Here is an 11,782-nt window from a genome sequence, read left to right as displayed (position 1 = left end):
CGTAATGATCAAAAAAAATAGATATAAAACAAAAAGATAGCTGACAACTAAATTTTATATAGCGGCATCCATAATAAACATGCTTGCATTGAGGAAAATCTTATATGGCAGGATTAACAATAATGAGCGTTATTTAAATTTAACTTTATTCAGTTCCACCTAAAAATTGCACGCCAGCATCATAAAAAATATGCACAATGGCTGCACCTATTAAGGCATTTAAATATATCGCATTTATTTAAGTATTATAGTACTAATGTTTTAAGTCCCTTTATTAGGAAAGTGAAGGACATTCACCCCCCGCCCAGGTAGGCTTTACGCACCTCGGGATCTGCCAGTAGCTCCGCACCGCTTCCGCTCAGGCGGATCTCACCGTTAACCATGACATAGGCACGATCGGAGAGGTTGAGGGCGTGGTTGGCGTTTTGCTCTACCAGGAACAGCGTCATCCCTCCCTGGGTCAGCTCGCGCAGCACCTGGAAAATCTGTTTTACCACCAGCGGGGCGAGGCCGAGGCTCGGTTCATCCAGCAGCAGCAGCCGGGGACGGCTCATCAGCGCCCGGGCGATAGCCAGCATCTGCTGCTCGCCGCCGGAGAGGGTCATCGCCCGCTGGCTGCGCCGCTCTTCCAGCAGCGGAAAGATGTCGTACATCCGCGCCCTGTCCTCTTTCTGGTAGCGGTCACCAATGGGGATAGTGCCCATCAGCAGATTCTCCTCCACCGTCATGTCAGGAAAGATACGCCGCCCCTCTGGGGCCTGGGCGATGCCGTTGCTGGCGATAAAGTGGGTGGATTTATGGCTAATATTCTCTCCGCGATAGCGTATCTCGCCGCTGGCGATGCGCGGCTGACCAAAGACTGACATCAGCAGCGTTGACTTGCCCGCGCCGTTCGCGCCAATCAGCGAGACGGTTTCGCCTTCGTTTACCGTCAAAGAGACGTTCTTTAAAGCCTGAATTGGGCCGTAGAATACATCGACCCGATGAAACTCAAGCAGCGGCTGGCTCATCGATCCATCGCCTCCTCGTCGGTCCCAAGATAAGCAGCAATGACGCTGGCGTTGGCCTGGATCGCCTCTGGCGTCCCGCGCGCGATAACGTTGCCGTGGTCGAGGACGATCACCCAGTCGGCAATCGACATCACCATGCCCATGTCGTGCTCAATTAGCAGCACCGTTACCCCGTGCTGCTGGCGCAGAGTCCGCACAATCCGGCTCAGGGCGTGGGTCTCAACGGGGTTCAGCCCGGCAGCGGGTTCATCAAGGCAGATCATCTCTGGCCCGGTGCACATGGCGCGGGCGATCTCCAGCCGACGCTGCTGGCCATAGGAGAGCGTCCCGGCCAGCCGGTTGGCGCACTCCACCATCTCGACCACCTCCAGCCAGTAGAATGCCCGGTCAAGGGCCTGACTCTCGGCCCGGCGGTAGCCTGGCGTATTGAGGATCCCGGCAATCAGGTTGCGGTTGGCCTGCATATGCTGGGCCACCAACAGGTTCTCTACTACCGACATCTCGCGAAACAGGCGGATATTCTGGAAGGTGCGCGCCAGCCCGGCGCGGTTCACCAGATGAGTGCCGCCAAACATCTTGTAGCCAAGCCGGGACATTAACCGGCGCGGTTGGAGGAAATCACTCACCCGCAGCGTCTGGCCCAGCACCTGCACAATGTCAGTGGTGCGTGACCGCGTCTCCAGCAGGATCGATCCGCCGGAGGCCTGGTAAAAGCCAGTCAGGCAGTTGAACACCGTGGTTTTCCCCGCGCCGTTGGGGCCGATAAGCGCGGTGATGGATCCTCGCTTCACCTCCAGACTCACGTCGTTAAGGGCTTTGATGCCGCCGAAGTGCATCATCAGATTTTCCACGCGTAGAATGGCATCGCTCATGGCGCAACGCCTTTACGCACGGCAAATCCGGCTCGGCTGGTACGCACCAGACCCCGTGGCCGCCAGATCATCATCAGCACCATCAGCACGCCAAACAGCAGCACGCGGTACTCGGCGAAATCCCGTAGCAGTTCCGGGGCGACGGTGAGGATAAACGCCGCCAGCACCACGCCGAGCGTGGAACCCATGCCGCCTAGCACCACGATAGCGAGGATCAGTGCCGACTCAAAAAAGGTAAACGAGGTGGGATTCACAAAACCCTGGTAAGTGGCGAAGAAGACGCCGGCAATCCCGGCGGTGGAGGCTCCCAACATAAAAGCCGACAGCTTGACCAGAACGTGGTTTAAGCCCAGCGATCGACAGGCGACCTCATCCTCCCGCAGCGCCTCCCAGGCGCGGCCGATGGGCATGGTGGTCAGCCGATGCTTAATAAACAGCACTAATACGACGACCAGAATCAGCACCGCGTAGATAAAGATAAACTTGAGATTAGGGTTATAGGTAATGCCAAAAAATTCATGAAAGGGGACGCCGCCGTCTCGCGCTCGGCGGTTAAACTCCAGCCCTAAAAAGGTCGGCGCGGGCGCAGAGATGCCGTTTGGCCCGCCGGTAAAGCTCACCCAGTTATTGAGCACCAGGCGGATAATCTCCCCGAAGCCGAGGGTCACAATCGCCAGGTAATCGCCATGCATCCGCAACACCGGAAAACCCAGCAGCGCGCCAGCCAGCGCGGCGATGATCGCCCCCATGGGCAGCATCACCCAAAACCCGAGGCCGAGATACTGATACCCCAGCGCCAGACCATAGGCACCGATGGCGTAAAACGCGACGTAGCCGAGGTCCAGCAGTCCGGCCAGGCCTACCACAATATTGAGTCCCAACCCGAGCAGAACGTAGATCAGCCCGAGGATCGCTACGGTCAGGAGGTATTTACTGGCAACAAAGGGAAACAGCATCGCCAGCAGCAGCAGCAGTGGCCCAATCCAGCGCAGATGGGAAGTATGATCCGGCGAGCGAACAAAGACCCCGTCGTTGGCGCTCTCAAAGCGGCGAGTAAATTGTCGCCCGCGCGTGGTTTGCAGGGCCAGGCTCAGCAGAAAGCGTCCGGCCATGACGATCGCTATCAGCAGCGCAACGCGTGCCGGAGCCAGATTAACGCTGTAGCCTTTAAGCACCACACCGACAATCGGCCCGAATACCACTAACGCGCACAGCCCGGCCAGAAGGGTATCCCGCAGGCACTGCTTCAGATCCAGCCGGGGCTTTATCGCCGCATCCGTCATGCTCGTGCTCCTCATACCTTCGCCACCACCGGACGGCCCAGCAGCCCCTGCGGGCGGAAAATCAGGATGGCAACCAGTAACGCAAAGGAGAAGACGTCCTTATAGTCAGAGTTGACCAGCCCGGCGAACTGCGCTTCGGCCACCCCCAGCAGCAGGCCGCCCAGCATCGCGCCGGGCAGCGAGCCGATCCCGCCCAGCACGGCGGCGGTAAAGGCTTTGATGCCGATGATAAAGCCAATATAGAAATCAAAGGTGCCGTAGTTCATGGTGACCAGTACACCCGCCAGCCCCGCCATCGCTGCCCCCATCACAAACACCAGCGAGATAACCCGATCGGTGTTGATACCGAGGATCGACGCCATCCGCCGATCCTGCTGGGTGGCCCGGCAGATGCGCCCTAGCCGGGTAAACTGAATGATCCAGGTCAACAGCAGCATCCCCGCCAGCGCCGCCAGCAGAATGAATATTTTGGTCCAGGTGATCTGCACAATGCCGTCCCCAACGTCCAGGCGCAGCACGCCGGTCAGCAGGGTTGGGATCCCCTGCTGATTGGGTCCCTGAGCGATCTGGACATAGTTTTGCAGGATCAGCGACATGCCAATCGCCGAAATCAGCGGCGCGAGGCGCGTGGAGTTGCGCAGCGGCCGATAGGCGATACGCTCGATGGTCCAGCCGTAGACGCCGGTAACGACTATGGTGAAGATCAGGGTGCCAAAGATGAGCAGCGGGAAGGAGTGCAGGCCAAACCACGACAGCAGCCCGAGGCCGATGGCGCAGAGATAGGCCGAGATCATATAGACCTCACCGTGGGCAAAGTTGATCATGCCAATGATGCCGTACACCATCGTATAGCCGATGGCGATCAGGCCATACACCGCGCCCAGCGTCAGGCCGTTGATAAGCTGCTGCAAGAAGAATGCATCCATGGTGAACGCCCTCGCCCCGGTGAAGGAGATTACAGCTGGTGATATTTGCCTTTGTCGTCCCACTGATAGACAACGTAGTCAGAGACCTTGAGATCGCCCTTCCCGTCCCAGGCTTTGGGCCCCATCACCGTATCGACGCTGTTGGATTTCAGCCAGGCGCTGGCCTTCTCGTTGTCTTTGCCGACGGCGTTATAGGCGGCGGCGATAGCCTGAATGGAGGCGTAAGAGTAGAGGGTGTAGCCTTCCGGCTCAAAGCCTGCGGCGCGGAATTTTTCAATGACTGCTTTTCCCGCCGGGATGGTGCGGGGATCTTTACCGAAGGTCATCAGCACGCCGTTGGTGAACTGCGCCCCGCCTGCCGCCGTGACCAGCTCCTCGGTGACTACGCAGTCGCCGGAGAAAAATTTCGCCTCTACGCCCTGCTCGCGCATCTGGCGTATCAGCGGCCCGGCCTCGGGATGGCAGCCGCCAAAGTAGACCACGTCAGGCTTCAGCGCCCCCACTTTGGTGACCAGCGCGTTGAAATCTTTTTCGCCTCGGGATAGCCCCTCATACAGCACCTCTTTAGTGCCCCGCTTCGCCAGTGCCGCGCGCATCGCGTCCGCCAGCCCCTGACCGTAGGTGTCCTTGTCGTGGATCACAGCAACTTTTTTGGCCTTCAGCACGTCGAGAATGTAGTTTGCCGCCACCACACCCTGCTGATCGTCGCGGCCGCACATGCGAAACATGTTTTGCATGCCCCGCTCGGTAATCTGTGGGTTAGTAGAGCCGGGGGTGATGGTCAGGACGCCGGCTTCGTCATAGACTTCCGACGAGGGCATCGTGGAGGAGGAGCAGAAGTGGCCTACCACGGCGGAGACCTTCTCTTCGTCTACCAGCCGGTTTGCCACCGCCACCGCCTGCTTGGGTTCGCAGGCGTCGTCCCCCTGCACCAGCACGATCTTCTCGCCCTTGATGCCGCCTGCGGCATTGATATCCGCCGCCGCCTGGGTTGCGCCCTTCCAGTACTGCGCCCCGTAGGTGGCGTTGGGGCCGGTAAAAGGCCCGGCAACGCCGATAGTGATATCCGCCTGCGCATAAAACGCAGCACCCAGGCCGCTCAGCAGAGCAAGCGGTAACGTAAGCGTTTTGATAGACATGTGTTAATCCTCAGCACGGTTCAGAACCCGCCGCCAGCGGCGTGGGAGAGGTCGCCATCACATGGCTGGCTGGGCTACGCGGTGTCCGGACCGTCCAGAATCTTAAACATAGCTGTGGGAAAGTGAGAGTGCGCATCCCGCTTGTACAAATTTGCAGCGCAGATCACTGAGTTGAGCAATTTTTCCGCTGCGCAAAAAAAACGCGCCCCGGCAGGATTGGCCATGCCGGGGCGCGGTTAGCGAGGGTCGATCGGCCGATTAGACGGTTTTGGCCCGGCTGGCGATAATGCTCTCCGCCACGTTACGCGGTGCTTCCGCATAGTGGTGGAACTCCATGCTGTAGGTGGCACGTCCCTGGGACATTGAGCGCAGCGTCGTCGAGTAACCGAACATCTCTGCCAGCGGCACGTCGGCACGGATAATCTGGCTTCCCAGCCGCTCATCCATCCCCTGTACCATGCCGCGACGGGACGAGAGATCCCCCATCACGTTCCCGGCATACTCCTCCGGGGTCTCTACCTCCACGTGCATAATCGGCTCCAGGATCGCCGGGTCGGCGCGCTTCGCCCCCTCTTTAAAGCCGAAAATCGCCGCCATTTTGAAGGCCAGCTCCGAGGAGTCGACGTCATGGTAGGAGCCAAAGGTCAGCGTCGCCTTGATATCGACCACCGGATAACCCGCCAGCACGCCGCTGTTGATCGCCTCCCGCAGGCCCTTCTCCACCGAGGGGATAAACTCCCGAGGTACAACCCCGCCCTTGGTGGCATCCTCAAAGATAAAACCCTTGCCTCCCTCTAGCGGTTCCAGGGTTAGCACCACGTGACCGTACTGCCCTTTACCGCCGGACTGACGGACAAACTTGCCTTCGATATCCTTCACCGTTTTACGGATCGTCTCCCGGTAGGTCACCTGCGGACGACCAATGTTGGCCTCTACGCCAAACTCTCGCCGCATGCGGTCGACGATGATCTCCAGATGCAGCTCGCCCATACCAGAGATGATGGTCTGGCCCGACTCCTCGTCAGTATGCAGATGAAATGAGGGATCCTCTGCCGCCAGCCGCTGCAACGCAATGCCCATCTTCTCCTGATCCGCCTTGGTCTTCGGCTCAATCGCCAGGGAGATCACCGGATCCGGAAACTCCATACGTTCAAGGGTGATCACCGCGTCCGGGGCACAGAGAGTATCACCGGTGGTGACATCCTTCAGCCCGACGCAGGCAGCGATATCCCCTGCTCGCAGCTCGTCCACCTCGTGGCGGTCGTTGGCGTGCATCAGCACAATGCGCCCAATGCGCTCCTTCTTGCCCTTAACCGGGTTCCACACCGCGTCACCTTTTTTCAGCACGCCGGAGTAGACGCGGATAAAGGTGAGCTGGCCCACGTAGGGGTCGGTCATTAGCTTAAAGGCCAACGCAGAGAACGGCTCGCGATCGTCCGGATGGCGCTCGGCGGTTGCGCCCTTCTCATCCACACCCTTGATGGCGGGAATATCAAGCGGGGACGGCATCAGCTCTACCACCGCGTCGAGCACACGCTGTACCCCTTTGTTTTTAAAGGCGCTCCCGCAAAGCACGGGCTGGATCTCACCGGCCACGGTGCGGGCGCGCAGGCCGCTAATAATCTCAGCCTCCTCCAGATCGCCGTTTTCCAGATACTTATCCATTAATTCGTCATTGGCTTCCGCCGCTGCGGAGACCATTTTCTCGCGCCACGCTTTCGCCGTTGTCAGCAGCTCCTCGGGCACCGGCGCGTAGCTGAACGCCATCCCCTGGGTGGCATCGTCCCAGATGATTTCCCGCATTTTGATGAGATCGATCACGCCGGTGAAGTGCTCTTCCGCCCCGATGGGGATCACAATCGGTACCGGATTTGCCTTCAGGCGGTCGATCATCATCTGCACCACGCGGAAGAAGTCCGCGCCCGGACGGTCCATCTTGTTGACGAACGCCAGCCGGGGCACGTGATACTTGTTGGCCTGTCGCCAGACGGTCTCCGACTGGGGCTGCACGCCGCCTACGGAGTCGTAGACCATTACCGCGCCGTCCAACACGCGCATGGAGCGCTCCACCTCAATGGTGAAGTCAACGTGGCCGGGGGTGTCGATGATATTGATGCGGTGCGGCTCAAAACCCCGATCCATACCGGGCCAGAAGCAGCTTACGGCTGCGGAGGTAATGGTAATTCCGCGCTCTTGCTCCTGCGCCATCCAGTCTGTCGTCGCTGCGCCATCGTGAACTTCACCCAATTTATGGCTCATGCCGGTATAAAACAGGATCCGTTCAGTGGTGGTGGTTTTGCCGGCATCAATGTGGGCAGAAATACCAATGTTGCGATAGCGTTCGAGGGGGATGGGTCGGGGCATGATGCGTCCTTAGTCAGTTTGACTGTTAGCGGCCAGTGCGGCCATTCAGGTTTAACGTCCTCATCATAGTCCAACTGTACGAGTATATTCGAACTATTTTAGCTATAGTTATGGATGATAATCTCGCCGCTGCTGCCGCATGGCACTCGCCGTTGGGTTTAGGTATAGTATGCGTTAGCCAGCTCGCTGGTCACTATTTGTGCTTATTGACTCAGGAACACTATGATTGCCAGCCATCCCGATCGGGCAAAAATCCGCCTCGAAAATGTACTGTTCGCGCTGGGAAATCCGCTGCGCCTGGAGATAGTCAGAACCCTGGCGGATGAAGGAGAGCAGGCCTGCGGGTCGCTGCGCAAGGACGTGGCCAAATCGACCATGACCCACCACTGGCGCGTGCTGCGCGACAGCGGCGTGATCTGGCAGCGTCCCCAGGGCAGGGAAAATCTGATCTCGTTGCGCCGGGACGACCTTGATGCCCGTTTTCCAGGACTGATGGATATCCTGCTTAATGCCATTCATGCCGAGCAATAGTTAAACGGTTTGCGAGGTCATTCGGGGGCGTGGAAGAGGTAAAACGCCGGGTGACAGAGTTGCCAGACCCGGCTTAGAAGGATTACTCGTCTTTGGCTTCAACCGCGGCGTGCTTCAGCTCACCCATCGTTTTCAGCTTTTTAGAGATTTCACGGCGCTCTTTCGAGATCTCAGCGTTTTTGATGATGTAGTCATCTACGCGGTCTTCGTAGTCGGTTTTCATGCTGGCGATGATGCCCTGGATCGCTTCAACGCTCATTCCCGGCTTGATGTAGTCGCTCAGGTTATCCAGCAGCAGAACGCGTTTCTGGTTATCGCGGATTTTTTTCTCAACGTCCTGAATTTCGCGCTGTAATTTGTTCTTACGGCGGAACAGACGTACGAACTCCAGAACGTCCTGGAATGAAGGCTTAGTAGTTTCCATTTTTACACCCCTGCTAATATCGGATTCGGATTCGTTAAAGCAACCGCTATAGGGTAAACATACTTTTAGCCGTTGCTAATGACAATGATTTTATCCCTCTAAATATCATAACGCTAAATCTGGCTGAATCGAAACAACCTGCTGCTGATTCAGTTACGGATGCGGCTTATTTGCGCAGCGCCCGGCAGATAAGATGCGAAAGCAGCTCCAGCTGCCGCGCCAGCTCCATGCTTAACCACACGTAGCCGTGCATTGGGGTTTCCGCCAGCGTCTCATCTTTATGCTGTTGGATCAGCTCCCGCAGCTCCGCCACAATCTCGTTAAGCCGCTCGCTATTAGCAAGGATCGGCTGCGGATTGCCTTCGTAGAGCGCATGGGCGATGGTGAGCAGCGTTTGCTGCGTCATGGTCTGGGTCTCGCGGATCGTCCGGGCGTTAAGCATCACGAAGTGGCTGGCCCGTGACGCCCAGTGGGCGTTGATCTGCAGTTCAAGCATACACACCATGTTGCGGCTTACGGTCTGAATGGCTTCGAAGATCGCTTTCTGAATGTGCGTCTCTTTGCTGGCTGGCGCAATCAGGCCGCGCATCTTCACTACGTCGTTGAGGATGTTTTGTAGATGCTTCTCCAGCCGTGGGCGCTCCACCAGGTTCGGTGAGAAGCCCGCCTGATAGACCCGGTTAAATTGCGTAACGTAGTTTGCCATCTGGATGCGCCAGTGCAGAAACGCCCGCTGCGGCCAGATGCCGGTAAACAGCATCGCCAGCAGCGAGCCTAAGATCACATCCCCGCCGCGCCACAGGGCGATGTTCATATCCCCGGCCGGTGCACCCACCACTACCGCGAGCGTGATGCCGATCAGCAGCGCCTGGTAGGGTTTCTTGCCCAACGCCAGCCAGCCGCAGAGAAACATCGCGGCGGCACACCAGAGCAGCATCAGCGGCAGAGAGATGACTTCCAGCTTCAGGGCGATCAGCCCCAGCGCCGAACCGAGGATAGTGCCGCCGATACGCTCGAAGGCGCGCGGCACAACGTTTCCCCAGAAGGAGATCGGCCCCATGATCACCACCAGGGTGATCAGCGGCCAGGTGCCCTCCGGAACGTCCAGCAGACGCACCAGCAGAAAGGTCAGAATAAACGCCAGCGCTATCCTGGCCCCGTGCACGAGGCGATAGTGACGATACAGGCGTATTTCAAACGGGCTAAGTGATTTGTCGGTGCGCACTACGCTCTCCGGCTAAAACGACAAAGGCGCAATTGTAGCGAATTTTCGCGCCGGGGCGTCGGCATTGTGACCGAAAGCCCCGTAAAAACCGCTTTAAATGATTAAAATCAGTAAACAGGCCGCCAGGATCAACGGTAAGCAGGCGCTTAACGTGATTTGGGCTCAACGGGAATGTGCATCTCAACGTCCCAGTAGCCGCTGCTGCTGTCTGCATTCAGGTAGCGCTCAAAGCAGGGCCGGGCAGCAATCTGGTAGTAGGCATCCGGAAGCAGGCTGTCAAAAAAGAGATCCCACGTTTTCTCAAACTCTTCGTTATAGACCCGGGCCCGGGCTACGGCGTACTGGCCGCCGGGCAGTTCGCTCAGGATCACCCCTTCGCTATTTTCCGGGACGGTAAAGCCCTCAGGAACTGAAATGACCGTGTCGGCGCGCAGCTTCTCCGGCGGGACTTCGTCGGGGTTATCGTAGTAGACGGCGATCCACTCCTGCGGCTGGAGATGTTTGGTTTGCACCCAAAGCGTGAGTTGTTCAAAGCCCTGCTTAACGGTCTTTTCCCACGGTCCTACCAGATGAAACCCGGCAATAGTGCGCTTATCGAGCTGTTTGATACTGTAGTCCATGCTGCCTCCGCGATGATTGCTGTATGGATATACACTCTCTTTTTTTAGGGGCTTTGTCACCCCTGGCCTGTTCAGTATGCGAGCAGACTCGCAGAGTTGCCAGCCTGCCCGCCGCTTCTTACAGAACGTGATGCAGATAGTCGCTCATGCGTGAGAAAACGCCGCCTTTCTCAATCGCCTCCAGGGTGACCAGCGGTGAGCGGGCAACCAGCTTGCCGTTATCATACAGCTCCACCTCGCCCACCTGCTGGTTCGCAGGCATCGGAGCTTCCAGCTCTTTACCATTCAGCACGTATTTGGCTTTGATATGATCCAGATCGGCCTTCGGCAGCGCCAGCCAGAAGTCGCGGTCCGTACCCAGCGCCACCTTCTCTTTATCGCCGTACCAGACGCGCTCGCTCCCCACCTGTTTACCCTTATGCAGGATCTGCACGGTATCAAAGTTATCATCGCCCCAGTGCAGCAGCTTGCGCGCCTGCTCCTCACGCCCTTTTGGACTCTCACCCCCCATCACCACCGCAATCAGCCGCCGCTGGCCGTTGACGCTGGAGGCGATGAGGTTAAAGCCCGCCCCGGAGGTGTGGCCGGTTTTCAGACCGTCGACGTTGAGCGACTTATCCCACAGCAGGCCGTTACGGTTCTGCTGGGTGATACCGTTCCAGGTGAGGCTCTTCTCGCTATACATGTGGTAGAACTCAGGCTCACCGTGAATGATAGCCCGGGAGAGCACGGCCAGATCGTAGGCCGTGCTGTGCTGGCCCGGCGCATCCAGACCATGGACGGTTTCGAAGTGGGTATCGCGCAGGTTGAGCTTCTGCGCATAGCTGTTCATCATCTTCACAAACTGCGGCTGGCCGCCAGCCACATAGTCCGCCAGCGCTACGCAGGCGTCGTTGCCGGAGTCAACGATCAGGCCACGGCTCAAATCGCGCACCGTGATGCGATCTCCTGGCTTGATAAACATCAGTGAGGAGCCATCAAATACTGGATTTCCCTTGGCCCAGGCGTCTTTACCAACGGTAACAATATCGTCCGGCGTGATGCGCTTGCTATCGATAGCGCGGTCAACCACGTAGCCGGTCATCAGCTTGGTCAGGCTGGCTGGGTTACGCTGCTGATGTTCATTGCCTGCGGTCAATATCTGCCCCGTGGTGTAGTCCATTAATACCCAGGCACCGGCCTGGATCTGCGGAGGCTGTACAGCAAAAGAAGGATCGGCAGCCAGCGCAGAATTCACGCAAATAGCAAGGAGGGAGGCGGCAATAAACAAACGGCGTTTCAAGAGGATATCCTTAAGGTGTGACAAAAGAGCTGACCTTTGTACGGAAAATGTTGTGTCGAATCCTGGAACAATTGCAAACAAATGTGACAGAGGGGGAGATAAATGC

General features: G+C 57.9%; 11 protein-coding genes. 1 reads left to right on the top strand and 10 read right to left on the bottom strand.

Annotated features, from left to right (window positions below; translation table 11 throughout):
- Nucleotides 1–293: 293 nt before the first annotated feature.
- The 6 genes from FN633_RS14625 to fusA all read right to left on the bottom strand — a co-directional run bounded on the left by FN633_RS14625 (nucleotide 294) and on the right by fusA (nucleotide 7,594).
- The gene (locus FN633_RS14625; RefSeq protein ID WP_154058209.1) at nucleotides 294–1,010 is read right to left on the bottom strand and encodes an ABC transporter ATP-binding protein; all 717 of its coding nucleotides are present in this window, start codon (nucleotides 1,008–1,010) and stop codon (nucleotides 294–296) included.
- Nucleotides 1,007–1,882 (bottom strand): ABC transporter ATP-binding protein, encoded by an 876-nt coding sequence (locus FN633_RS14620; RefSeq protein WP_154058208.1) that lies wholly within the window; start codon nucleotides 1,880–1,882, stop codon nucleotides 1,007–1,009. The genes FN633_RS14625 and FN633_RS14620 overlap by 4 nt, the downstream gene beginning before the upstream one ends.
- On the bottom strand, nucleotides 1,879–3,165 hold the full coding sequence (gene livM / locus FN633_RS14615; protein ID WP_154058207.1) for a high-affinity branched-chain amino acid ABC transporter permease LivM: 1,287 nt from the start codon (nucleotides 3,163–3,165) through the stop codon (nucleotides 1,879–1,881). Before livM ends, FN633_RS14620 begins: the two co-directional genes overlap by 4 nt.
- An 11-nt stretch (nucleotides 3,166–3,176) precedes the next feature.
- A complete protein-coding gene (locus tag FN633_RS14610) occupies nucleotides 3,177–4,091 on the bottom strand; it encodes an ABC transporter permease subunit (RefSeq protein WP_154058206.1) in 915 nt (304 codons plus the stop codon).
- Between the two features lie 29 nt (nucleotides 4,092–4,120).
- Complete coding sequence (locus tag FN633_RS14605; protein ID WP_042389921.1) at nucleotides 4,121–5,230, bottom strand: branched-chain amino acid ABC transporter substrate-binding protein; 1,110 nt, start codon at nucleotides 5,228–5,230, stop codon at nucleotides 4,121–4,123.
- A gap of 258 nt (nucleotides 5,231–5,488) precedes the next feature.
- A complete protein-coding gene (fusA, locus tag FN633_RS14600; RefSeq protein WP_154058205.1) occupies nucleotides 5,489–7,594 on the bottom strand; it encodes an elongation factor G in 2,106 nt (701 codons plus the stop codon).
- A gap of 222 nt (nucleotides 7,595–7,816) precedes the next feature.
- On the opposite strand from fusA, the gene FN633_RS14595 reads away from it, so the two are divergent.
- Nucleotides 7,817–8,125, top strand: coding sequence for an ArsR/SmtB family transcription factor (locus FN633_RS14595; protein WP_042389919.1), 309 nt, complete (start codon nucleotides 7,817–7,819; stop codon nucleotides 8,123–8,125).
- A gap of 82 nt (nucleotides 8,126–8,207) precedes the next feature.
- On the opposite strand, the gene FN633_RS14590 is transcribed toward FN633_RS14595, so the two are convergent.
- The 4 genes from FN633_RS14590 to dacD form a co-directional block, all read right to left on the bottom strand.
- The gene (locus tag FN633_RS14590; RefSeq protein WP_042389917.1) at nucleotides 8,208–8,549 is read right to left on the bottom strand and encodes a DUF496 family protein; all 342 of its coding nucleotides are present in this window, start codon (nucleotides 8,547–8,549) and stop codon (nucleotides 8,208–8,210) included.
- Between the two features lie 166 nt (nucleotides 8,550–8,715).
- Nucleotides 8,716–9,774 (bottom strand): FUSC family protein, encoded by a 1,059-nt coding sequence (locus FN633_RS14585; protein ID WP_154058204.1) that lies wholly within the window; start codon nucleotides 9,772–9,774, stop codon nucleotides 8,716–8,718.
- A gap of 146 nt (nucleotides 9,775–9,920) precedes the next feature.
- Nucleotides 9,921–10,394, bottom strand: coding sequence for a DNA gyrase inhibitor SbmC (gene sbmC / locus FN633_RS14580; RefSeq protein WP_154058203.1), 474 nt, complete (start codon nucleotides 10,392–10,394; stop codon nucleotides 9,921–9,923).
- Nucleotides 10,395–10,512: 118 nt separating this feature from the next.
- The gene (gene dacD, locus FN633_RS14575) at nucleotides 10,513–11,682 is read right to left on the bottom strand and encodes a serine-type D-Ala-D-Ala carboxypeptidase DacD (RefSeq protein WP_154058954.1); all 1,170 of its coding nucleotides are present in this window, start codon (nucleotides 11,680–11,682) and stop codon (nucleotides 10,513–10,515) included.
- Nucleotides 11,683–11,782: the final 100 nt, after the last annotated feature.

It is taken from the genome of Pseudescherichia vulneris, from assembly GCF_902164725.1.
Classification (GTDB): domain Bacteria; phylum Pseudomonadota; class Gammaproteobacteria; order Enterobacterales; family Enterobacteriaceae; genus Pseudescherichia; species Pseudescherichia vulneris.
This window is presented reverse-complemented; position numbering and strand designations above follow the sequence as displayed.

Bases quoted from the DNA above. Each gene is read 5' to 3' on its own strand.
- FN633_RS14625 (WP_154058209.1), bottom strand. From the start codon at position 1,010: ATGAGCCAGCCGCTGCTTGAGTTTCATCGGGTCGATGTATTCTACGGC.
- FN633_RS14620 (WP_154058208.1), bottom strand. From the start codon at position 1,882: ATGAGCGATGCCATTCTACGCGTGGAAAATCTGATGATGCACTTCGGC.
- livM (WP_154058207.1), bottom strand. From the start codon at position 3,165: ATGACGGATGCGGCGATAAAGCCCCGGCTGGATCTGAAGCAGTGCCTG.
- FN633_RS14610 (WP_154058206.1), bottom strand. From the start codon at position 4,091: ATGGATGCATTCTTCTTGCAGCAGCTTATCAACGGCCTGACGCTGGGC.
- FN633_RS14605 (WP_042389921.1), bottom strand. From the start codon at position 5,230: ATGTCTATCAAAACGCTTACGTTACCGCTTGCTCTGCTGAGCGGCCTG.
- fusA (WP_154058205.1), bottom strand. From the start codon at position 7,594: ATGCCCCGACCCATCCCCCTCGAACGCTATCGCAACATTGGTATTTCT.
- FN633_RS14595 (WP_042389919.1), top strand. From the start codon at position 7,817: ATGATTGCCAGCCATCCCGATCGGGCAAAAATCCGCCTCGAAAATGTA.
- FN633_RS14590 (WP_042389917.1), bottom strand. From the start codon at position 8,549: ATGGAAACTACTAAGCCTTCATTCCAGGACGTTCTGGAGTTCGTACGT.
- sbmC (WP_154058203.1), bottom strand. From the start codon at position 10,394: ATGGACTACAGTATCAAACAGCTCGATAAGCGCACTATTGCCGGGTTT.